Raw genomic sequence first — 20,841 nt, forward strand, 5'->3', positions numbered from 1 at the left:
CAGAACACAAACCAGCAATCGCCAATCCGCTTGAGTTTCACTAGAACGAAAGACTTCGTCGCCAGCAGCGCCGCCGCCCTCGTTCAGTGAGTGGGCTTATAGAACTAACCCTCATAAACAGTCAACACACCCAACCAAAGTTTTTTGACATTTTTGTAACAGGTTGAAAATGAAGGGCTTTTATCGCCTGCCTCCAAAAACGAGCAAATCCACCACCCAATCGGACGGTTTTTGAGATTCGTTTTTGCCGAATCCTGAAGGATAGGCTTCGGCGAGGGAGATGAGCCTTATATGGGGCGCCTGACGCGGAATTCCAGGGTGCTTGCCTATGCCGCGCCTCACTCGCTAGTTTGGCGATGAAGAACGATGCGGCGGAGTGAAGAATGCTTGTCCTTGATGAAGAACAAACGCGCGCGGCCCTGCCCTGGCCGGAACTGATCGATGCGATCGCCCGCATGTTCCAGAGCGAATGCGTGATGCCGGTGCGCCATCACCATGAGATGGAGGTACCGGGTGAGGAGAGCGCCACACTGCTCCTGATGCCGGCCTGGGTTCCTGGACGCTATGCCGGGGTGAAGACTGTCTCGGTCTTTCCAGGCAATGTGCGGCGGAGCCTGCCGGCGATCTTCGGAACCTATCTTCTTTCCTCCGGCGCTACCGGGGAAATGCTTGCCGCAATCGACGGCGGCGAGTTGACAGCGCGGCGGACGGCGGCAGCATCGGCGCTGGCGGCCCGACATCTCGCCCGTGCCGACGCGGAAGAGCTGCTCGTCTGCGGAACCGGGCGGCTGTCGCTCAACCTGATGCTTGCCCATGGCACGACCCGGCCGATCAAGAGGTACCGGGTCTGGGGCCGTAACGGGCAAGCGGCGGAAAAGATCGCAGCCGAAGCCCGGGCGCTCGGCCTGAATGCCGAGGCGGTCGCGGATGCTGAAGCCGCAGCGCGGACAGCCGATATCATTTCCTGCGCCACGCTTTCCAGCGCACCGCTGATATCAGGCGAATGGCTGAAGCCCGGCGCGCATCTCGATCTCGTCGGCGCTTTCAAGCCGAGCATGCGCGAAAGCGACGACGAGGCCATCCGCCGTGCCTCCGTTTATGTCGACACCCGCGCCGGCGCCATCGCCGAGGCAGGCGACATCGTCCAGCCGCTGAAAAGCGGCGTGCTGAAGGAAGGCGACATCAGGGCTGAGCTTGCGGAACTCGTCAGCGGCGCCCATGGCGGACGAAGCCATGACGCAGAAATCACGCTGTTCAAGTCGGTGGGTGCGGCGTTGGAGGATCTCGCCGGCGCCATCCTTGCCTATGAGACAGTGACGGGCCAAAAGTGACAATCAGTGCATCCTTGCCGGAGCTTCCGGTTTCACATGTCCTGCCGGCCGTCGCTACCGCGCTGGAAAAGCAAAAACGCGCCGTTCTTTCCGCCCCGCCCGGCGCCGGCAAGACGACGCTGGTACCACTCTATCTGCTCGACAAGGCCTGGCGCGGCGACGGCAAGATCATCCTGCTGGAGCCGCGGCGGCTGGCGGCGCGAGCAGCGGCAAGCCGGATGGCATCGCTCATCGGCGAACAAGTCGGCGAGACTGTCGGCTATCGCATGCGCCTCGACAACAGGATATCGGCAGCGACACGGATCGAGGTCGTGACCGAAGGGGTTTTCGCCCGGATGATCCTCGACGATCCGGAACTGAACGGCGTCTCGGTCGTGATCTTCGACGAGTTCCACGAGCGTTCGCTGGACGCGGACTTCGGACTCGCTCTGGCACTCGATGTCCAGTCGGCGCTGCGCGAGGATCTGCACATCCTGGTCATGTCGGCGACCCTCGATGTCGAACGCGTGGCCGGCTTGCTCGACCATCCACCTGTTATCGAAAGCCTGGGGCGCAGCTTTCCGATCGATATCCGTTACCAGGATCGGCCGGGCGCCGAGCGTATCGAGGATGCGGTGACGCGGGCGATACTCGATGCCCATGCCAACGAGGGCGGCTCGATCCTCGCCTTCCTGCCCGGCCAGGCGGAAATCACCCGGACCTTCGAACGACTGCAGGCGCGATTCGGAGCCGAAACTCTGATTGCGCCCCTTTACGGCAATCTCAGCCAGAAGGAGCAGGATGCGGCGATCCGGCCGGCATCCCAGGGGACGCGCAAGATCGTGCTTGCGACATCGATCGCCGAAACATCGATCACCATCGACGGTGTCAGGATCGTGATCGACAGCGGGCTGCAGCGCCTGCCGGTGTTCGAGGCGTCGACCGGGATCACGCGGCTGGAAACGGTCCGCGTGTCGCGGGCATCCGCCGATCAGCGGGCCGGCCGTGCCGGACGAACGGAACCGGGCATCGCCGTCAGGCTGTGGCACCAGGGACAGACGGCGGCACTGCCGGCCTTCACCCCGCCGCAGATCCTTTCCAGCGATCTCTCGGGGCTGGTGCTCGACCTCGCACATTGGGGCGTTCAAGATCCGGCATCCCTTGCCTTCGTCGATCAGCCGCCGGAAACGACGCTGAGGGAAGCGCGGGTGCTGCTTGGCCAGCTCGGCGCCCTCGACAAGGACGGAGCGTTGACAGCGCGCGGCAAGATGATGCGCGATCTGGCTTTGCCGCCGCGGCTTGCCGCCATGGTCGTCTCGGCGGGAGAAGCGGGGCAGGCCCGGGATGCGGCGATGATCGCCGTGCTTCTCACCGAACAGGGGCTTGGCGGAACGAGTGTCGATATTGAGGAACGGCTGCGACGCTTCAAGGCCGAGCGGGGCGAGAGAGCAGAGGCCTCGCGGCGACTGGCGGGACGGTTGGCGAGCGGGCTCGACAGGGGTGCCTCAGCGGCGCCGGCGCTTGCAGGCCAATTGCTGCTGCATGCGTTCCCGGATCGAATCGCACTTCAGCGCGGCGGGCGCGGCCGATTCGTGATGGCGAACGGGCGCGGAGCAGAGTTGCCGGAAACCGAGAGGCTGGCCGGCAGCCAGATGCTGGTGATCGCCGACCTGACCGGACGGGCGGCACAGGCGCGGGTTCTGGCGGCAGCCGAGGTGACACGCGGCGACATCGAAGCCGAGTTGCCCGGTGAGATCAAAACCGGCGACCAGATATTCTTCGACCGCCAGAGCCGGCAAATCCGGGCGCGGCGGGCAACCCGGCTCGGCGCGATCGTCTTCGAAGAGACGCCCTTGCCGCGCCCTTCCGGGGCAGCAGTCACCCAGGCGCTCGTGGAGGGGGTACGCGAGCTGGGGCTCGATCAGCTTGTGTTCTCGAAGGACGCCGTGCAACTGCGCGAGCGGATCGAATTCCTCCACAGGACGATCGGCGAGCCCTGGCCCGATGTCAGCGATGATGCCCTGCTTTCCCGGCTCGACGACTGGTTCGCACCCTTCCAGACGGAGGCCCGCGGCCTTTCGGAGATTTCCGCAGCCGGGCTTTCGAACGGTCTGATGTCGCTGGTGCCGCACGAATTGCAACGCGACCTTAGCCGGCTTGCGCCAACCCACTTCGAAGCGCCGACCGGCCAAAGGCATCCGATCCAATATGAGGGCGAGGAGCCGGTGCTGACGATCCGCGTGCAGGAGCTGTTTGGACTGAAGCAGCATCCGGCCATTGCCGGCGGCCGCCTGCCGCTGCTGCTCGAGCTCACCTCGCCGGCGCACCGGCCGATCCAGACGACACGCGACCTGCCGGGCTTCTGGGCCGGCTCTTGGAAGGATGTGCGTGCCGATATGCGCGGGCGCTATCCCCGGCATCCCTGGCCGGAACGGCCGGAGGATGCGTTGCCGACGACACGGGCAAAACCGCGTGGTACATGAGGGCCATTCAAGGGAGCCGTCGGCATGATCGATAAGCCTGACATGATCGACAAGACGGAAGGCTATACGCTGGAGGACCGGCATAGTAGCCGCAGGCTGCGTCTGCAGACACTGGTGCGGCTGCGCTGGCTTGCCGTCGGCGGACAGGCGCTGACAGTTTTCATCGTTGCCTTCTGGCTGAAATTTCCCTTGCCGCTGGTTGCCAGTTCTTCGCTGATCGCCGCCCTGGCCTGGGTGAATTTCTACCTGACGATCCGCTATCCGCCGACGCATCGGCTGGAACCGCCGGCCGCCTTTGCGCTGCTCGGCTTCGATCTTTTGCAGCTCTGCGCGCTGCTCTTCATCACCGGCGGCCTTGCCAACCCCTTCGCAGCGCTCGTCTGCGTGCCGGTCATCATCTCCTTTGCCTCGCAGCCGATTCGCTACAGCACCGCGCTGATCGGTGTTGCGATGGTCTGCATCACGGTGCTTGCCTTTTCGCCCTTCCCGTTGCCCTGGTTCGACGGGGCCGAGATCAACGTGCACAACGTCATGCAGTTCGGTGTCTGGTGCTCGATCGCCTCGACCATGGCATTCGCCGCTTTCTATGCCTATCGGGTCTCGATGGAAGCGAGCCAGCTTGCCGATGCGCTGGCTGCGACCGAACTGGTGCTGCAGCGGGAAAAGCATCTGTCGCAGCTCGACGGGCTGGCAGCCGCCGCCGCCCATGAACTCGGCACGCCGCTTGCGACGATCAGCGTCGTCGCCAAGGAAATGGAGCGGGAACTCAAGGATGACGATCGTTTCCGCGAGGATGTGATGCTGCTGCGCAGCCAGAGCGAACGCTGCCGCGACATCCTGCGGCGGCTGACGACGCTTTCCTCCGAAGGCGAGGCGCATATGCGCCGGCTGCCGCTTTCCTCGATGATCGAGGAGATCGTCGCGCCGCACCGGGAATTCGGCATCAGATTGGAGCTTATCGAAAAGAGCCCGCGCAAGGGCGAGCCGGTCACCGATCGCAATGCCGGCATCATGTACGGGCTCGGCAATCTGATCGAAAATGCCGTCGATTATGCCCGAGAGAAAGTGATCGTTACCGTCGAGCACGATCACGACAAAGTGCTGATCGTCATCGAGGACGACGGCAACGGTTATGCGCCCGATATTCTGACACGGATCGGCGAGCCCTATGTGACGAAGCGACAGAAGGAAGATACGGCAGGCGGCCTCGGGCTTGGACTTTTCATCGCCAAAACGCTGCTGGAGCGCTCCGGCGCATCGCTGGTTTTCGAGAACCGCGACCCGGAAAGTGCGGGGGCACGCATCCGGATCGAATGGCCGCGCATGCTGATCGACGCAAATTCGACAAAATGACTTTGTCGGCATAAAGGATATAAGCGGTTGACGCAGATCGGGCGTTCAACCGCCGGGACCGAGACGATGACAGAACAGAATCATGACAATTTCACCGCGTCGGACGAAGACCATATCGGTCCCGATGCCAGCCTGCTGATCGTCGACGACGACGGGCCGTTCCTGCGCCGCCTGGCGCGGGCGATGGAGACGCGCGGCTTCCAGGTGGAGACGGCGGAATCGGTGGCGGAGGGCGTCGCGAAATCGAGAGGCAGGCCGCCGAAATATGCGGTGGTCGACCTTCGGCTCGGCGACGGCAACGGGCTCGACGTCATCGAGGCGATCCGCCAGCGGCGCGACGACACCAGGATCATCGTGCTGACCGGCTACGGCAATATCGCAACGGCGGTCACGGCCGTAAAACTCGGCGCCGTCGATTATCTGGCAAAGCCTGCGGATGCCGACGACATCTTTTCGGCGCTGACACAGCGGCCGGGCGAGAAGGCCGAGCTTCCCGAAAACCCGATGTCGGCCGACCGGGTGCGCTGGGAGCATATCCAGCGGGTCTATGAAATGTGCGAGCGCAATGTTTCCGAAACGGCGCGTCGGCTCAACATGCACCGGCGGACGCTGCAGCGTATCCTTGCCAAACGCGCGCCGAAATAGACGCCCACGTCGCGCCCATTAAACATCATCCACGGTGAACGGTTTTCCGTTCGCCCATTCGGCCATCATCAGCCTTTGCGCGGCGGCACGCGAGAAGTTGAGCGTGACGGATTTGCGCGTGGCCGGCGCCATGCGGTGTTCCGGCGCCTCGCGAATCATATGGGCGCCGTAACCATCCGACAGGAACAGTCCGCATTCCTCGGGAAAGATCTCCAACGGCACATCCTGGTGAGTCGCGAAGAACAATCGGTCGCAATGCAGCCTGTATTCCGGCCATTTGCGATCCACCCTGAAATCTTCGATCGAGGTCTTGATTTCGATGATCCAGACCTCGCCCTTTTCCGAAAGCGTGATCAGATCGGCGCGGCGGCCACTGGCCAGCGGCAGTTCAGGCAGCACGGCATGGCGCATTTCATGCAGCAATATCTGCGTTCCGCGCCGCACCATCATGGCCCTGTCCGATTGCCGGCCATCGATTAACGGATTGTTATTGTAAACACTCAAAATCGTCATGGATAACCACCGCGGGGGCTGGCGTGTTGTTGCAAAAAAGCCATGCGCTTCTAATTTGCGCGGCAGACGGATTTGTCGCGCTGCAGTAGTCTTGCAAAGCGCAAGTTAATCGAAAATAAACCATAATCAACGATGGTCGAAAGACCGTTCTCCTTGCCCCAAAACTTCAAGAGTCATCCATGCGCATCCGCAATGCATTCCCTGTCTTTGGCCTGCTGGCGACATTCGCTCTGGCCGGTTGCTCCACGACCTCAGACAGCGCATCCGCCGACGACAAGGGCGCAGGCCCGACGGTTCAGACGGCACAGATCTTCAATGACGCCTACGGCCTGACGAAGGATGCCGGATACTCCCTACCGGCGATCCCGATCGACAGGGTCAAGCCGCAATTCCGCCGCCAGGTCGTCAGCTACCAGACCACAGAGCGTCCTGGAACGATCATCGTCAACACGCGCGAGCGCTTCCTCTACTACATCCTGGCCAACGGCAAGGCGATGCGCTACGGCATCGGCGTCGGCAAGCAGGGCTTCGCATGGGCCGGCACCGCCTACGTCGCCTGGAAGCAGGAATGGCCGAACTGGCACCCGCCAAAGGAAATGGCCGTCCGCCGGCCTGATCTCGCCAAATACGTCGAGGACGGCATGGGTCCGGGTCTCAGCAATCCGCTCGGCGCGCGCGCCATGTATCTCTTCAACGAGGACGGCAAGGACACCCTCTTCCGCCTGCACGGCACGCCGGAATGGGCCTCCATCGGCACCGCCGCTTCCTCGGGCTGCATTCGCCTGATGAACCAGGACGTCATCGATCTCTACAGCCGCGTCCGCCCGGGCAAGGGCACGTCCAAAGTCGTCGTCATTCAGTAAGCTAGTTATCGAATTCGGTATAAAAAAGGCCGCCGGGACTGCCGTTCCGGCCGCCTTTTCGTATTCTCCGTCACGCCGTCTGCTTCGCCTTGAGCTCGAGGCGGCGGCGGTGAAGCACCGGCTCGGTGTAGCCGTTCGGCTGTTCTCTGCCCTTCAGGACGAGATCGAGGGCGGCCTGGAAGGCGATCGAATCATCGAAATGGCCGGCCATCGGCTGATAGGCGGGATCCGACGCATTCTGCCGATCGACGACGGCGGCCATGCGCCTCATCGTCTCGACGATCTGAGCTTCGGTGACGACCTTGTGATGCAGCCAGTTCGCCATGTGCTGGGCCGAAATGCGCAGCGTCGCGCGATCCTCCATCAGGCCGACATTGTTGATGTCGGGCACCTTCGAGCAGCCGACGCCCTGATCGACCCAGCGCACGACATAGCCGAGGATGCCCTGGGCATTGTTATCGAGTTCGCGCTGGATTTCTTCCGGCGTCCAGTTCGGCCGCACCGCGACCGGCACGGAGAGAATATCGGAGAGCTTGGCGCGGGCGCGATCCTTCAGCCCCTGCTGGACACGGGCGACATTAACCCGGTGATAATGGGTGGCGTGCAGGGTCGCGGCCGTCGGCGATGGCACCCAGGCGGTGTTGGCGCCGGCCTTGGGATGGGCGATCTTCTGTTCGAGCATTGCCGCCATCAGATCCGGCATCGCCCACATGCCCTTGCCGATCTGGGCGTGGCCGGAAAGGCCGCATTCAAGGCCGATGTCGACGTTCCAGTTCTCATAGGCGGAAATCCATGCCGCCTGGCGCATGTCGCCCTTGCGAATCATCGGGCCGGCTTCCATCGAAGTGTGGATCTCGTCGCCGGTACGATCAAGGAAACCGGTATTGATGAAGACGACGCGCTCGCGGGCGGCACGGATGCATTCCTTGAGGTTGACGGTCGTGCGGCGCTCCTCATCCATGATGCCCATCTTGATGGTGTTGCGCGCCAGGCCAAGCGCATCTTCGACCCGCGAGAAGATCTCGACGGCGAAGGCCACCTCTTCCGGCCCGTGCATCTTCGGCTTGACCACATACATCGAGCCGGTCCGGGAATTCTTCCGCCGGCCGGAGGGACCAATATCATAAAGCGCGATCAGGCCGGTGATCGCAGCATCCATGATGCCTTCAGGCACTTCGTTGCCGTCGCGGTCGAGGATCGCCGGGTTGGTCATGAGGTGGCCGACATTGCGCACCAGCATCAGCGAGCGGCGATGCACCTCAAAGGAGGCACCATCCGGGCCAGAATATTGCAGATCCGGGTTGAGCGTGCGGATGAAGCTCGTTCCGCCCTTTGCCACCTCTTCCTGCAGATCGCCCTTCATCAGACCGAGCCAGTTGCGATAGACGACGACCTTGTCCTCGGCATCGACAGCGGCAATCGAATCCTCGCAGTCCATGATCGTCGTAATTGCCGATTCCAGCCAGACATCGGAAATATCAGCCGGATCGGCTTTTCCGATCGTCGTCGCCGCATCGATGACGATTTCTATGTGAATGCCGTTGTTCTTCAGGAGAATATGCGTCGGAGCGGCGGCATCTCCGCGATAGCCGGCAAAATGCTTGCCGTCCGTCAGCATGGCCTGCTCGCCATCGATCGATCTGACAACCAGCGCTCCATCCTTGACGGCGAAGCTTCCAACGTCCCTCCAGCGGCAGTCCTGCAGCGGCGCTGATGTATCGAGGAAATCGCGCACCCAGGCGATGACCTTCTCGCCGCGCTTCGGATTGTAGCCCTTACCCTTCTCGGCGCCATCGCTCTCGGGAATGGCGTCCGTGCCGTAGAGCGCATCATAGAGCGAGCCCCAGCGGGCATTGGCGGCGTTCAGGGCGTAACGGGCGTTCATGACGGGAACGACGAGCTGCGGGCCAGCGATCGAGGCGATCTCCGGGTCGACATTGTCGGTCGAAACCTGGAAGTCCGATCCCTCAGGCAGGAGATAGCCGATTTCACGGAGGAAGGACTGGTATTCGTCCATATCGGCCGGCGCGCCGTGCCGGCGATACCAGTCGTCGATCTTTACCTGCAGCTCGTCGCGTTTTGCCAGCAGCGCACGATTTTTCGGGGCGAGATCGTGGATGATCGCCGAAAAATCGGCAAAGAACTTGTCCGCATCGACCGCCAGACCCGGCAGCACCTCCTCGACGAGGAAATCATGAAGGACGGTTTCGATGGTAAGACCGTTCTTATCAACGCGGCTCATGCGACATTCTCCCTGGCAACGACTTTTGAATGCTGCCACTTTGCCCGGCTTTCATTCACAGTCAATTCTGCAATAATTCGAAAGATTTATGCCTTCGTGGAAATTATGCGTGGCGTCACCCGCATCGGCAGTCCGTTCTGCGGCTGCGTCGTCAGCTTCTGCACCGGCCACGGATTGGTCTGATCGGTGGAATCGAAGCGATAACGATGCATCAGGACAGCAAGGGCGATCACCGCCTCCTGAAGTGCAAATGTTGCGCCGATGCAGACACGCGGGCCGGCGCCGAAAGGCAGGAACTGAAAGCGGCCGATAGAGCCGCGATTTTCCGGCAGGAAGCGTTCGGGCATATAGGCGCGCGGCCTGTCCCAGTGAAGTTCGTGGCGATGCAACGTCCAGGGCATGACGAGTACCGTGACGCCGGCCTCGATCGCGACCCGCTCGCCCTTGGCGCTAGTCCAGGAATCATCTGAGATGGCGGCGCGATTGATCGACGGCGCCGGCGGATAAAGGCGCAAAGCCTCCTCGAAGGCGGCGCGCGTCTGCGGCATCATATCCAGCCATTCCACAGGTTTGGCCCCGGTGGCGAGCACCGCGTCGATTTCTTCTTCCATCGCCTCGCGGATATGCGGGCTGTTCGATACGCAATACAGCGTCCAGGCCAATGCCCGGGCTGTGGTTTCATGCCCCGCGCCGATGAAGGTCAAAATATTGTCTTCGATTTCTTCCTTGGTCAGCCCCTCGGGGCCAGCCTGTTCCAGGAGCAGGGTCAGGAAATCTTGCGGCGCGCTGCTGCGGTCTGCCTTCATCTTCGCGAGCCGCATATCCATCGTGTTGCGCACGATGGCACGGAATTTCTCCAGCACCTTTTGGCCGCCGATGCGTGTCACACGTGGAACCCAGGACGGAGCGCGCATCAGATCCATCGGATCGACCCGGCCCATGCGATGCAGGAGTTCATTGACGTCGTCGGCGAAATGGCCGCTCGATGTGACGATTTCGCCGGAGAACAACGTGTCAGCCAGAATCGCGAAGGTCAGCTCGGTCATATCGGTGCTGATATCGAAAATTGCGCCTGTCTCGCCTACGCTCTCATATTTGCGGGCATAATCTTCGGACTGGCGCAGCATCTGCCCGGCAAAGCCTTGGGCATGGCGGGGCGTAAAAATAGGCGCCACCGCCTTGCGCGATCTTTTCCAGACAGGACCTTCGGCGGTCAGAAGGCCGTCGCGGAGGATCGGACGCAGGACGAGCTGGCGCACATCCGACATGCGGTAATTATTGGCATTATCAACAAGCACGTGCTTGATCAGGCCGGGATCATTGACGATCAGCGTCCTCTGGCCGAAGAAATTGGTGCGGATCCAGGGCAGCGTGTAGGACGGCTCGCCCCAGAGTTCGAGCGGATTGCGCAGGATGATGCGAATGATTTCCAGCCGGCTCGGCGGCACGGTTCGCGGCAGCGGTGCTGGCGGGACGAAGGGGTCCGGACGCATGTCCATCATCAAAGCCTTTCGCGGAAGATCTAAGCCTTCCCGGCAGGCCTGAAGCTAGAGCAGGCCCTTGAGTTCGTCCAGCTTGTCGTTGATCAGCCAGCCGTAATAATTCTCTTCCGGCCAGACGGTCGCACCGGCGCCGCGGTTTTTCGCAGCAAGTGCTGCGGCGCGCTGGCGCGAATTGCCGACATTATAGAGCGTCGCCGTCAGGCCGGGATTGCCCGAGATATCCATGCCGGCGATCTCCTTGTAATCGTCGATCGACCTGCGGATCGAGGCCGCGACGAAGGCGAGCGAGATGTCGGGATCCATGATGGCCCTGTAGACGGCGCCGGCATTCTTCTCATTCAGCCTCGGATAGCCCGACACGCGGGTCACGAGATCGGAGAGCATCAGCGCCGTCAGCGGATTGACCTGGCCGAGGCCGAAGGTCTGGCCGGCATAGAAGGGCTGGAAGAAGACCGCGCTGAAACGGTTGTTAGGAAAGCTCGTACCTTCAACCGTCTTGCCGCGGAAATCGGTTTCCCAGACATCTTCGCGGCAGGACCAGAGCGTGTAGGAATCGCTCTTGCCCTTGCATTCGGAAAATTGCGGCCGTGCCACGAATTCGTCGACGCTTTCGCCATCATAAGCGAAGCGGAAGCTTTCTCCGGCATAGGAGGCAGCCTTGACATAATAGGCCTGCAGCCGGTCGTAGGCATCGACATTATAGGTGTGTTCGCCGACGATCGCGCCGACGACATGGATGGGATTGATGCCATAAGCGCTGGAAATCTTGCGGATCTTGCTCATCAGCTCGCGATCGGTCGCCAGAAGCTCATGAACCTTTTCGTATTTCAGATCGAAGCTGCTCTTGGTGCCCTTGGTGCGCCGGATGGAAGCGCCCGGAATATCGGGCTGCTCGGCATGACGGTTGCCCGCCGGCACCACCTGCATAGCGAAGGCAGGCGCCGAATTCACCAGGGCAACGGCAATCATAAGGCTTGTCAAAAGGCGTCGCACGATCCGTTATCCCGTCCGTTCCATCATCCTGTTTGCGATGCGGCTGCCTGGACCAGAATCTTGGCCGAATAAAGCCGGAGCGGAAAACAAAACGGGCCTTCACTAGAAAGTAAAAGGCCCGTTGTCGAGAGTCGCGTTCGTCACAATCCGGCATTCATGCCGGGAAAGACATGAAGCGGTGCGCCGATATCACAGAATGAAGCGCGAGAGATCGGTATTCTGTGCGAGATCGCCGACATGTTCGCGCACATAAGCTGCATCGATCGTCACGGCCGTCCCGCCTCGATCCGGCGCGTTGTAGGAAATATCGTCCAGCACCCGCTCCATCACCGTCTGCAGACGGCGTGCGCCGATGTTCTCGACGGAGGAGTTCAGATGCACGGCGACATCGGCAAGCGCGTCGATCGCGTCGTCGGTGAATTCGAGGCTCAGGCTTTCCGTCTCCATCAGCGCGCGGTACTGGCGGATGAGGCTTGCTTCGGTCTCGGTCAGGATCCGGCGGAAATCATCCTTGTTCAGCGGACGCAATTCGACGCGGATCGGCAGGCGGCCCTGCAATTCCGGCAGAAGATCCGAAGGCTTGGAGACATGGAAGGCGCCGGAGGCGATGAACAGGATATGGTCGGTCTTCACAGGCCCGTATTTGGTCGAGACCGTCGTGCCTTCGACGAGCGGCAAGAGGTCGCGCTGCACGCCTTCGCGCGAAACGCCGGCGCCCATGCCGCCGTCGCGGGCGGCAATCTTGTCGATTTCGTCAAGGAAGACGATACCGTCATTCTCGGTGGAGCGAACGGCTTCACGCTGGATCACTTCGTTGTCGATCAGCTTGTCGGATTCGTCGCGGATCAGGTCACTATACGAGGCCTTGACTGTGGTGCGGACCTTCTTGGTGCGGCCGCCCATCGCCTTGCCGAACATTTCCGACAGGTTCAGCACGCCGATATTGGCGCCCGGCATGCCGGGAATTTCGAAGCCTCCCATGCCGGAGCCGGCATCGGCCACCTCGATATCGATTTCCTTGTCGTCGAGTTCGCCGTCCCGGAGCTTCTTGCGGAAGTTTTCGCGCGTGGCAGGCGATGCCGTCGTGCCGACCAGCGCATCGAGAACACGCTCCTCGGCGCTCACATGCGCCTTGGCCTGCACCTCGGCCCGCTTCTTCTCGCGCACCAGGCCGATGCCGACCTCGACGAGGTCGCGGATGATCTGCTCGACATCGCGGCCGACATATCCGACTTCGGTAAACTTTGTGGCTTCCACCTTGATGAAGGGCGCACCGGCGAGCTTTGCCAGACGGCGGGAGATTTCCGTCTTGCCGACACCGGTCGGACCGATCATCAGGATGTTCTTCGGCATGACTTCGTCGCGCAGGCTCGGGTCGAGCTGCTGGCGGCGCCAGCGATTGCGCAACGCAATCGCAACGGCGCGCTTGGCGTCATGCTGGCCGATGATATAGCGATCGAGCTCGGAAACGATCTCGCGGGGGGAAAAAGTGGTCATTGCGTATCATTCTCCTGGCGGTCCAGGGCCATCAACAGCGCCCGGCCGTAATTAGTCGTTGTTTCGCCAAGTCCTTGAAAGCCCGCCTTGGTATAGGCTCTGATTGCGAATGCGTTGTCAGGATGCGGATCGACCAGGATCCGCTGCGCGCCCTTTGCAAAGAGCATATCGCAAAACCCTATCATAAAGGCCGGTCCATGACCCTTGCCCGCGAGTTCCTCGATGCCGATGAACTGGTCGATGCCGTAGGTGCCCTTCGGCTGACCGGCGAGCGCTTCATCGTCCACGTCGCCGAGATCGGCCGCCTGGATAAAGGCGAAGTCCTTTCCATTCAGCGTGACGATGAAGCACGAGACGGAGGCCGCATCGAGATGCTTTTCCATCGAAGCCAGCGCCTTGGCCGGATCGCTCCCCCAGCGCCTGACATGCCGGCTTTCCAGCCATTTGGCGAGGAGCGGCAGGTCAACCGCGGCAAGCGGCCGGAAGGCATAGGGTTCAGCCTTCGGCATCCAGCGATTCCACCACGACGTTGTGGTTCGTGTAGACGCAGATGTCGGCGGCGATATCGAGGGCGCGGCGGGCGATCTCTTCGGCCGATTTGTCGGTATCCATGAGTGCGAGGGCGGCCGCGAGGGCAAAATTGCCGCCGGAACCGATCGCCGTTGTGCCATGCTCCGGTTCCAGAACGTCGCCGTTGCCGGTGATCGCCAGCGTGATCGACTTGTCGGCGACCAGCATCATGGCTTCGAGATTGCGCAGGTACTTGTCGGTGCGCCAGTCCTTGGCGAGTTCGACGGCGGCGCGCATCAGCTGACCGGGATACTGCTCCAGCTTCTTTTCAAGCCTTTCGAGCAGGGTAAAGGCATCGGCGGTGGCGCCGGCGAAACCGGCGACGACTTCGCCCTTACCGATGCGGCGCACCTTGCGGGCATTGCCCTTCATGACGGTCTGGCCGAGGCTCACCTGGCCATCGCCTGCCATCACCACCTTGCCGCCTTTTCGAACTGTAATGATTGTTGTCATAAAACACCTGTCTGCCGGGCCGCATGCCGGCCCTGTTGAGCCCTATGTAAGTGGACTGGCGCCGATTGCAAATGGGCCGGCTTTTCTCTTGCCCGGCTTCTGGATATTTCCCGATGCGCCTGATAAGGAACGGCCTTATTCCCGATGGAGGGCCATATGGCCGAGACCGCAGCGAGCCGCACCGGCAGCGTTTCCCGCAAGACCAACGAAACCTCGATTTCCGTTTCCGTCAATCTCGACGGCACCGGCAAATCGACGATCTCGACGGGCGTCGGCTTCTTCGACCACATGCTCGACCAGCTTTCGCGACACTCCCTCATCGACATGGAGATCGATGCCAAGGGCGACCTGCATATCGACGACCATCATACGGTCGAGGATACCGGCATCGCCATCGGCCAGGCGATCTCCAAGGCGCTCGGCGACCGGCGCGGGATCACCCGCTACGCCTCGATCGATCTCGCCATGGACGAGACGATGACCAAGGCTGCGGTCGATCTTTCCGGCCGGCCGTTCCTCGTCTGGAATGTTGCCTTCAGCGCGCCGAAGATCGGCACTTTCGACACCGAGCTCGTGCGCGAATTCTTCCATGCGCTCGCCCAGAATGCCGGCATCACCTTGCATATTCTCAACCATTATGGTGCCAACAATCACCATATTGCCGAGACATGCTTCAAGGCCGTTGCCCGTGCATTGCGCACGGCAACAGAGATCGATCCGAGACAGGCGGGCCGTGTTCCCTCGACCAAGGGCACGCTTGTCTGAGCCCTTCAAGGGAGCAGCGGCAGTGACATCCAGCTATATCTTCCTGACACCGCCCGGTAACACGAGCGCCACGGCCGATGAGACGCGAACCATCCGTGACGGCTTCACGCTGCTCGGCTTCCTGTTTCCATGGGTTTGGCTGCTGGCGCATCGGCTTTGGCTGCATGCGGCCGCGGCCTTTCTGCTGCAGGGGATTGGTGGTGCGCTGATGGACGAACCGGGCCTCGGGCCGGCGGGAGCGGCAATCCTGTTGGGCGTGAATATGCTGGTCGGTCTCGAGGGCCAGAATTTCCGGGTCCGCAACCTTGCTGCCAAGGGCTGGAACGAAGACGCATTCATTGCGGCCGATACGATCGGCATTGCTGAGCAGGTCTATTTTTCGGACAGGGCGGCCATCGCAGCTAGTGACGACGCCGCGGCACCGGACTGGCAGAACAAGGCCCGTCCGAACAGCCCGCACGGCGATGCAACGTCGCTTGGTCTCTTTGGTTTTGATGGAGGACGCTGACGATGCGCGTCGCGATTATCGACTATGGCTCCGGCAACCTGCGCTCGGCGACCAAGGCTTTCGAGCGTGCCGCCCACGAAGCTGGCATCGATGCCCATATCGATCTCACCGACAGGGCGGAGGATGTTGCCGCGGCCGATCGTATCGTGCTTCCCGGTGTCGGCGCCTATGCCGATTGCCGGCGCGGCCTCGATGCCGTGCCTGATATGGCCGAGGTTCTGATCGAGGCTGTCGAGAAGAAGGCACGGCCGTTCCTCGGCATCTGCGTCGGCATGCAGCTCATGTCCTCGCGCGGCCTCGAGAAGACCGTGACGCACGGTTTTAACTGGATTCCCGGTAACGTCGTCGAGATGACGCCGGATGATCCGGCACTCAAGATCCCGCAGATCGGCTGGAACACGCTCGACCTGAAGCGCCAACATCCGCTCTTCGAAGGAATTCCGACGGGGTCGCAGGGACTGCACGCCTATTTCGTGCATTCCTACCATCTTGCCGCCGAAAACGCCGAGGATGTTATTGCGACGGCCGACTATGGCGGTCCGATGACCGCTTTCGTCGGGCGCGACAACATGGTCGGAGCGCAATTTCACCCGGAAAAGAGCCAGAAGCTCGGCCTGGCCCTGATCGCCAATTTTCTGCGCTGGAACCCGTAGAGCCTGGAACCCGTCAAGCATTGTTCACGCAATCCCGAAGCAAAACGGCTACACGGTTTTGCTGGAATTTCTCCAAGGGCTGGCTTTTAATACAGCCGCCTTATTTCCCTAGAGCATGATGCCGAAAAGTGTGAGCGGTTTTCGGACGACATCATGCTCTGACTGTATAATGTAGAACAGGATGCAGATTTTAGGCCGACCCGGCCTAAAATCATCCTGTTCTAGTATGGAAACGGCGGAACAGGAGTGCGCGATGCCGGCTTCACGGAAATCAGGCAAGGTGTTCTACACGTTGCGGCCCTCCAGGGAAGGCTTGCCCCCCTTTTCTGATATCAAGCTTCCCGGCGGCACGGTCATCCGCCGTGTCGACGAAGCCATCCACAGGAAGGCGCTTTCCAATGCAGCCAAGGCGCTGAAAGAAAGGCTGGACCGATGATCCATGACTCTTTCCCCGCAAACGACGGTTCGAGCCGGCGGCAGAACGGGGTCAGCGCCGGCGATATCGCCGAGGCGGTGCTGGAATTCTATATCGAAGGTGAGGACGATCTGATCGGCCTGCTCGCCTACGCACTCTACGAGCGGCAAAAGCGCGATTTCGTTCTCAGCCATCGCAAGCGGAACGCCGGCCGTTCGCCCGATGAGGCCGAGCTTGCCGCCGTCAACAGCAATTATCTCTCGACCGACCTACGCAACACGCTACGCGACCGCGCCTCGCAGATCCTTTCGAGTTATGCCGAAACCTATGTCGAGGCGATGGAGCCGCAGATCCGGCTGACCGCCGTCAACAGCGATGCGTTGCGTCAGGTACGAAACATCGAGAAATCGATCAAGAGGCGCCTGGGCTTCTGGCGTCAGGTCCGGGCCGGCTTTGCCGTCACCCTGCTCCTCCTTCTGCTTTTCGGCGCGGCTGCCATTGCCGCTGTCTTTTTCCAATCGGATATCGTAGATGCGTGGAAAGCGCTGATGGTACCGACCACTCTACGGACGTAAGACGACATGATCCTTTTTCCCGCGATCGACCTGAAAGGCGGCCAATGCGTCCGCCTGAAACTCGGCGACATGCAGCAGGCAACAGTCTACAACACCGATCCGCCCGCCCAGGCGAGATCCTTCGAAGATCAGGGTTTCGAATGGCTGCATGTGGTCGATCTCGACGGCGCCTTTGCGGGACATTCGGCCAATGGCGATGCCGTTGAAGCGATCTTGAAGGCAACGGACAATCCCGTGCAGCTCGGCGGCGGCATTCGCACGCTCGATCATATCGAGGCCTGGCTGTCGCGCGGGCTGCGGCGCGTCATTCTCGGCACCGTCGCGGTCAGGAATCCGGCGCTGGTGATCGAGGCCTGCCGGAAATTTCCTGATCATGTCGCCGTCGGCATCGATGCCAAGGGCGGCAAGGTGGCCGTCGAGGGTTGGGCGGAAGCCTCCGAACTCGGTATCATCGAGCTCGCCAGGAAATTCGAGGGCGCCGGCGTCGCTGCGATCATCTACACCGATATCGACCGTGACGGCATTCTGGCCGGCATCAACTGGAGTTCGACGTTGGAACTTGCCGACGCCGTTTCCATTCCCGTCATCGCCTCGGGCGGCCTTGCCTCTCTCGACGATGTTAGACGCATGCTGGAGCCCGATGCGCGGAAGCTGGAAGGGGCGATTTCAGGCCGTGCGCTTTATGACGGCCGTATCGATCCCAAGGAAGCGCTGGCGCTGATCAAGGCGGCCCGGGCCAAGGAGACCGCATAAATGACCCTCAAGGCCCGTGTCATTCCCTGCCTCGACGTCAAGGACGGCCGTGTCGTCAAGGGCGTCAACTTCCTCAATCTCGTCGATGCCGGCGATCCCGTCGAAGCCGCGAAGGCTTATGATGCGGCCGGCGCCGACGAACTCTGCTTCCTCGACATCACCGCTTCCTCGGACAATCGCGAGACGATCTTCGATGTCGTGTCGCGCACGGCCGATCAATGCTTCATGCCGCTGACGGTCGGCGGCGGGGTGCGCACCATCGCTGATATCCGCAAGCTGTTGCTGTGCGGTGCCGACAAAGTCTCGATCAATTCGGCAGCCGTCAGCAATCCCGACTTCGTCACCGAGGCAGCCGACAAGTTCGGTGACCAGTGCATCGTTGTTTCGATCGACGCCAAGCGCCGGCGCACGCAGGCGGTCGGCGGCGACAATCTCAGCGCCTGGGAAATCTATACGCATGGTGGCCGCAACGCGACCGGCATCGATGCCGTCGAATTCGCGGAGAAGATGGTGGCGCGCGGCGCCGGTGAGCTGCTGGTCACCTCGATGGACCGCGACGGCACAAAGGTCGGCTACGATCTGGAGCTGACGCGGGCGATCGCCGATGCGGTGCGTGTGCCGGTCATCGCGTCCGGCGGCGTCGGCGATCTCGACGATCTCGTCGCCGGGGTGAAGGAGGGCCATGCCAATGCCGTGCTCGCCGCGTCGATCTTCCACTTCGGCACCTATTCCGTCAGCGAGGCGAAGCACTATATGTCGAAGTGCGGCATCGACATGCGTCTCGACTGAACCTTGAAAGCGGACCTATGAGCGGATTTTCCCTTTCCGATCTCGAAAGCATTGTCGCAGAACGATCGAAAGCCTCGCCGGAGCAATCCTGGACAGCCAAACTCGTGGCCGCCGGCCAGCCGAAAGCGGCAAAGAAGCTCGGTGAAGAGGCGATCGAGGCCGTGATGGCGGCGGTGACCGGCGACCGTGACAATCTGACCTATGAGGCTGCCGATGTGCTCTATCACCTATTGGTCGTATTGAAGATTGCTGAAATACCGTTAGAGAATGTCATGGCCGAGCTCAAGCGCAGAACCGCGCAGTCCGGCCTCAAGGAAAAGGCCAGCCGGCAGAGTTCATGAGTATCGCGACTGAGATTATCGGGGTGCCGGAAACGTTGGATCACTTCCAGTCGGAATCCTATTCGCCCTACCACTTCTTCTCTTCCGAACAATGGGCGAAATTCCGCGCCGACACGCCGTTGACGCTGACGAGCGACGAGGTCAAACGGCTGCGTTCGATGGGCGATCCGATCGATCTCGACGAGGTCCGGCGCATCTATCTGTCGCTGTCGCGGCTGCTCTCGGCACATGTCGAATCCTCGCAGATGCTGTTTGAACAGCGCAACCGCTTCCTCAGCCTGTCCGATGTGACGAAGACGCCGTTCGTCATCGGCATTGCCGGCTCGGTCGCTGTCGGAAAATCGACCACCGCCCGTATCCTCAAGGAGCTCCTGGGGCGCTGGCCTTCCAGTCCGAAGGTCGATCTCGTCACCACCGACGGCTTCCTGCATCCGAACGCCGTGCTGCAGCGGGAAAAGCTGATGCAGCGCAAGGGTTTTCCGGAAAGCTACGACACGGGTGCAATCCTGCGCTTTCTCTCGGCGATCAAGGCCGGACGGCCGGATGTGAAGGCGCCCAGCTATTCGCACCTCGTCTACGACGTGCTGCCGGACGAATACAAGATCGTCGACCGGCCCGACATCCTGATCTTCGAGGGCATCAACGTGCTGCAATCGCGCGACCTGCCGGCCGGCGGCAAGATCGTGCCGATGGTCTCCGACTTCTTCGACTTCTCGATCTATATCGATGCCGCCGAAGACGAGATCCACAACTGGTATGTCACGCGCTTCATGCGGCTGCGCGAGACCGCCTTCCGCGATCCGAATTCCTATTTCCATCGCTATGCCTCGATCAGCGACGCGGAAGCGCTCGAAATCGCCGAGGATCTTTGGGCAAACATCAACCTGAAGAACCTGCGGCAGAATATTCTGCCGACGCGTCCACGCGCCGATCTCATCCTGAAAAAGGGCAAGGATCACCTGATCGAACAGGTTGCGCTGCGAAAACTATAGCGGCGCCTATATTTTTAGGGATTGACGCGGCGAAGCGTCAGATTGATGCGGCCGCCATTCTTCAGCAGCGTCGACGTCGCCGGATGGATACGGTCGACGCCGTGGAAACACAGCCTCCCCTCGCCGCCCAGCACGACCAGATCACCGCTCGAAAGCTTGAAAGATAGCGTGCGATCATTGCGGCTGAGACCGCCGACGCGAAAGAGGCAGCTGTTGCCGAGCGAGATCGAGACGACCGGGGCTTTGAGATCCTGTTCGTCCTTGTCCTGATGCAAGCCCATGCGCGCTTCGTCGGAGTAGAAATTGACGAGGCAGGCTTCCGGCGGCTTGTCGTAACCCGAAACGTCGTTCCAGATATCGAGCAATTGCTGCGGCATATCAGGCCAGGGTCTGCCGGTTGCCGGGTGCGTCGGCCGGTAGCGATAGCCGCGCTCTTTGTCCGTCACCCAGCCGAGCGGCCCGCAATTGGTCATGCGCACGGACATCGGCTTGCCGGTGCCAGGCATGGCGGGCACATAAAGCGGCGCTTCGGCGACGACGGAGCGGATTATCTCGACCAATGCCTCCTGACGCGCTAGGTCGAGGTAACCGGGGAGATGGCGGATGCCGCTGAAGAGCTCCGGCAT

22 protein-coding genes are annotated in these 20,841 nt (G+C 61.4%); 14 read left to right on the forward strand and 8 right to left on the reverse strand.

The window, feature by feature from the left end:
* The first annotated feature begins 383 nt into the window (after window positions 1-383).
* The 4 genes from lhpI (at window position 384) to HFO71_RS14085 (ending at window position 5,791) form a co-directional block, all read left to right on the forward strand.
* On the forward strand, window positions 384-1,331 hold the full coding sequence (lhpI, locus tag HFO71_RS14070) for a bifunctional Delta(1)-pyrroline-2-carboxylate/Delta(1)-piperideine-2-carboxylate reductase (protein WP_077978062.1): 948 nt from the start codon (window positions 384-386) through the stop codon (window positions 1,329-1,331).
* Entirely contained in the window at window positions 1,328-3,793 is a 2,466-nt protein-coding gene (hrpB, locus tag HFO71_RS14075; protein ID WP_221988178.1) for an ATP-dependent helicase HrpB, read from the forward strand. Before lhpI ends, hrpB begins: the two co-directional genes overlap by 4 nt.
* 24 nt (window positions 3,794-3,817) lie before the next feature.
* Window positions 3,818-5,146, forward strand: a complete 1,329-nt coding sequence (locus HFO71_RS14080; RefSeq protein WP_170268996.1) for an ActS/PrrB/RegB family redox-sensitive histidine kinase — start codon at window positions 3,818-3,820, stop codon at window positions 5,144-5,146.
* A gap of 66 nt (window positions 5,147-5,212) precedes the next feature.
* Window positions 5,213-5,791 carry an ActR/PrrA/RegA family redox response regulator transcription factor gene (locus HFO71_RS14085; protein ID WP_077978093.1) on the forward strand — a complete coding sequence of 193 codons (579 nt, stop codon included), beginning with the start codon at window positions 5,213-5,215 and terminating at the stop codon, window positions 5,789-5,791.
* An 18-nt stretch (window positions 5,792-5,809) separates the two neighbouring features.
* On the opposite strand, the gene HFO71_RS14090 is transcribed toward HFO71_RS14085, so the two are convergent.
* On the reverse strand, window positions 5,810-6,304 hold the full coding sequence (locus HFO71_RS14090) for an MmcB family DNA repair protein (protein WP_012759589.1): 495 nt from the start codon (window positions 6,302-6,304) through the stop codon (window positions 5,810-5,812).
* Window positions 6,305-6,483: 179 nt separating this feature from the next.
* On the opposite strand from HFO71_RS14090, the gene HFO71_RS14095 reads away from it, so the two are divergent.
* Entirely contained in the window at window positions 6,484-7,167 is a 684-nt protein-coding gene (locus HFO71_RS14095; protein ID WP_077978060.1) for a L,D-transpeptidase, read from the forward strand.
* A gap of 70 nt (window positions 7,168-7,237) precedes the next feature.
* Here the strand turns inward: HFO71_RS14095 and HFO71_RS14100 are convergent, their stop codons facing one another.
* The 6 genes from HFO71_RS14100 to hslV all read right to left on the reverse strand — a co-directional run bounded on the left by HFO71_RS14100 (window position 7,238) and on the right by hslV (window position 14,424).
* On the reverse strand, window positions 7,238-9,409 hold the full coding sequence (locus HFO71_RS14100; protein ID WP_221988181.1) for a malate synthase G: 2,172 nt from the start codon (window positions 9,407-9,409) through the stop codon (window positions 7,238-7,240).
* Window positions 9,410-9,495: 86 nt separating this feature from the next.
* On the reverse strand, window positions 9,496-10,908 hold the full coding sequence (locus HFO71_RS14105) for a cytochrome P450 (RefSeq protein ID WP_131640937.1): 1,413 nt from the start codon (window positions 10,906-10,908) through the stop codon (window positions 9,496-9,498).
* A gap of 48 nt (window positions 10,909-10,956) precedes the next feature.
* Entirely contained in the window at window positions 10,957-11,904 is a 948-nt protein-coding gene (locus HFO71_RS14110; protein WP_131640927.1) for a DUF1402 family protein, read from the reverse strand.
* A gap of 189 nt (window positions 11,905-12,093) precedes the next feature.
* Window positions 12,094-13,401, reverse strand: coding sequence for an ATP-dependent protease ATPase subunit HslU (gene hslU, locus HFO71_RS14115; RefSeq protein WP_011649875.1), 1,308 nt, complete (start codon window positions 13,399-13,401; stop codon window positions 12,094-12,096).
* Window positions 13,398-13,910 carry a GNAT family N-acetyltransferase gene (locus HFO71_RS14120; RefSeq protein WP_131640926.1) on the reverse strand — a complete coding sequence of 171 codons (513 nt, stop codon included), beginning with the start codon at window positions 13,908-13,910 and terminating at the stop codon, window positions 13,398-13,400. The genes hslU and HFO71_RS14120 overlap by 4 nt, the downstream gene beginning before the upstream one ends.
* Entirely contained in the window at window positions 13,897-14,424 is a 528-nt protein-coding gene (gene hslV / locus HFO71_RS14125) for an ATP-dependent protease subunit HslV (protein ID WP_017962666.1), read from the reverse strand. Before hslV ends, HFO71_RS14120 begins: the two co-directional genes overlap by 14 nt.
* A 156-nt stretch (window positions 14,425-14,580) precedes the next feature.
* On the opposite strand from hslV, the gene hisB reads away from it, so the two are divergent.
* The 9 genes from hisB to coaA all read left to right on the forward strand — a co-directional run bounded on the left by hisB (window position 14,581) and on the right by coaA (window position 20,215).
* On the forward strand, window positions 14,581-15,189 hold the full coding sequence (gene hisB / locus HFO71_RS14130) for an imidazoleglycerol-phosphate dehydratase HisB (RefSeq protein WP_003544176.1): 609 nt from the start codon (window positions 14,581-14,583) through the stop codon (window positions 15,187-15,189).
* Between the two features lie 22 nt (window positions 15,190-15,211).
* Window positions 15,212-15,697, forward strand: a complete 486-nt coding sequence (locus HFO71_RS14135) for a DUF2628 domain-containing protein (RefSeq protein ID WP_077978056.1) — start codon at window positions 15,212-15,214, stop codon at window positions 15,695-15,697.
* Window positions 15,698-15,699: 2 nt separating this feature from the next.
* A complete protein-coding gene (gene hisH, locus HFO71_RS14140; protein WP_025396536.1) occupies window positions 15,700-16,350 on the forward strand; it encodes an imidazole glycerol phosphate synthase subunit HisH in 651 nt (216 codons plus the stop codon).
* 253 nt (window positions 16,351-16,603) lie between these two features.
* A complete protein-coding gene (locus HFO71_RS14145) occupies window positions 16,604-16,786 on the forward strand; it encodes a hypothetical protein (RefSeq protein WP_003544173.1) in 183 nt (60 codons plus the stop codon).
* Window positions 16,783-17,340, forward strand: coding sequence for a hypothetical protein (locus HFO71_RS14150; RefSeq protein ID WP_077978055.1), 558 nt, complete (start codon window positions 16,783-16,785; stop codon window positions 17,338-17,340). Before HFO71_RS14145 ends, HFO71_RS14150 begins: the two co-directional genes overlap by 4 nt.
* A 6-nt stretch (window positions 17,341-17,346) precedes the next feature.
* Window positions 17,347-18,093, forward strand: a complete 747-nt coding sequence (hisA, locus tag HFO71_RS14155; protein ID WP_221988182.1) for a 1-(5-phosphoribosyl)-5-[(5-phosphoribosylamino)methylideneamino]imidazole-4-carboxamide isomerase — start codon at window positions 17,347-17,349, stop codon at window positions 18,091-18,093.
* Entirely contained in the window at window positions 18,094-18,882 is a 789-nt protein-coding gene (gene hisF / locus HFO71_RS14160; protein ID WP_017962660.1) for an imidazole glycerol phosphate synthase subunit HisF, read from the forward strand.
* A gap of 17 nt (window positions 18,883-18,899) precedes the next feature.
* On the forward strand, window positions 18,900-19,223 hold the full coding sequence (locus HFO71_RS14165; protein ID WP_131640925.1) for a phosphoribosyl-ATP diphosphatase: 324 nt from the start codon (window positions 18,900-18,902) through the stop codon (window positions 19,221-19,223).
* On the forward strand, window positions 19,220-20,215 hold the full coding sequence (gene coaA, locus HFO71_RS14170) for a type I pantothenate kinase (RefSeq protein WP_003544165.1): 996 nt from the start codon (window positions 19,220-19,222) through the stop codon (window positions 20,213-20,215). Before HFO71_RS14165 ends, coaA begins: the two co-directional genes overlap by 4 nt.
* Before the next feature lie 14 nt (window positions 20,216-20,229).
* Here the strand turns inward: coaA and HFO71_RS14175 are convergent, their stop codons facing one another.
* Entirely contained in the window at window positions 20,230-20,841 is a 612-nt protein-coding gene (locus HFO71_RS14175) for an alpha-ketoglutarate-dependent dioxygenase AlkB (RefSeq protein ID WP_131640924.1), read from the reverse strand.

This window comes from Rhizobium laguerreae, from assembly GCF_019778565.1.
GTDB lineage: Bacteria > Pseudomonadota > Alphaproteobacteria > Rhizobiales > Rhizobiaceae > Rhizobium > Rhizobium laguerreae.

What these genes read in the sequence shown, in the direction of transcription:
- lhpI (WP_077978062.1), top strand. Translation starts at nt 384, where the DNA reads ATGCTTGTCCTTGATGAAGAACAAACGCGCGCGGCCCTGCCCTGGCCG.
- HFO71_RS14080 (WP_170268996.1), top strand. Translation starts at nt 3,818, where the DNA reads ATGATCGATAAGCCTGACATGATCGACAAGACGGAAGGCTATACGCTG.
- HFO71_RS14085 (WP_077978093.1), top strand. Translation starts at nt 5,213, where the DNA reads ATGACAGAACAGAATCATGACAATTTCACCGCGTCGGACGAAGACCAT.
- HFO71_RS14090 (WP_012759589.1), bottom strand. Translation starts at nt 6,304, where the DNA reads ATGACGATTTTGAGTGTTTACAATAACAATCCGTTAATCGATGGCCGG.
- HFO71_RS14095 (WP_077978060.1), top strand. Translation starts at nt 6,484, where the DNA reads ATGCGCATCCGCAATGCATTCCCTGTCTTTGGCCTGCTGGCGACATTC.
- HFO71_RS14100 (WP_221988181.1), bottom strand. Translation starts at nt 9,409, where the DNA reads ATGAGCCGCGTTGATAAGAACGGTCTTACCATCGAAACCGTCCTTCAT.
- HFO71_RS14105 (WP_131640937.1), bottom strand. Translation starts at nt 10,908, where the DNA reads ATGGACATGCGTCCGGACCCCTTCGTCCCGCCAGCACCGCTGCCGCGA.
- hslU (WP_011649875.1), bottom strand. Translation starts at nt 13,401, where the DNA reads ATGACCACTTTTTCCCCCCGCGAGATCGTTTCCGAGCTCGATCGCTAT.
- HFO71_RS14120 (WP_131640926.1), bottom strand. Translation starts at nt 13,910, where the DNA reads ATGCCGAAGGCTGAACCCTATGCCTTCCGGCCGCTTGCCGCGGTTGAC.
- hslV (WP_017962666.1), bottom strand. Translation starts at nt 14,424, where the DNA reads ATGACAACAATCATTACAGTTCGAAAAGGCGGCAAGGTGGTGATGGCA.
- hisB (WP_003544176.1), top strand. Translation starts at nt 14,581, where the DNA reads ATGGCCGAGACCGCAGCGAGCCGCACCGGCAGCGTTTCCCGCAAGACC.
- hisH (WP_025396536.1), top strand. Translation starts at nt 15,700, where the DNA reads ATGCGCGTCGCGATTATCGACTATGGCTCCGGCAACCTGCGCTCGGCG.
- HFO71_RS14145 (WP_003544173.1), top strand. Translation starts at nt 16,604, where the DNA reads ATGCCGGCTTCACGGAAATCAGGCAAGGTGTTCTACACGTTGCGGCCC.
- HFO71_RS14150 (WP_077978055.1), top strand. Translation starts at nt 16,783, where the DNA reads ATGATCCATGACTCTTTCCCCGCAAACGACGGTTCGAGCCGGCGGCAG.
- hisA (WP_221988182.1), top strand. Translation starts at nt 17,347, where the DNA reads ATGATCCTTTTTCCCGCGATCGACCTGAAAGGCGGCCAATGCGTCCGC.
- hisF (WP_017962660.1), top strand. Translation starts at nt 18,094, where the DNA reads ATGACCCTCAAGGCCCGTGTCATTCCCTGCCTCGACGTCAAGGACGGC.
- HFO71_RS14165 (WP_131640925.1), top strand. Translation starts at nt 18,900, where the DNA reads ATGAGCGGATTTTCCCTTTCCGATCTCGAAAGCATTGTCGCAGAACGA.
- coaA (WP_003544165.1), top strand. Translation starts at nt 19,220, where the DNA reads ATGAGTATCGCGACTGAGATTATCGGGGTGCCGGAAACGTTGGATCAC.
- HFO71_RS14175 (WP_131640924.1), bottom strand. Translation starts at nt 20,841, where the DNA reads ATGCCGGAGCTCTTCAGCGGCATCCGCCATCTCCCCGGTTACCTCGAC.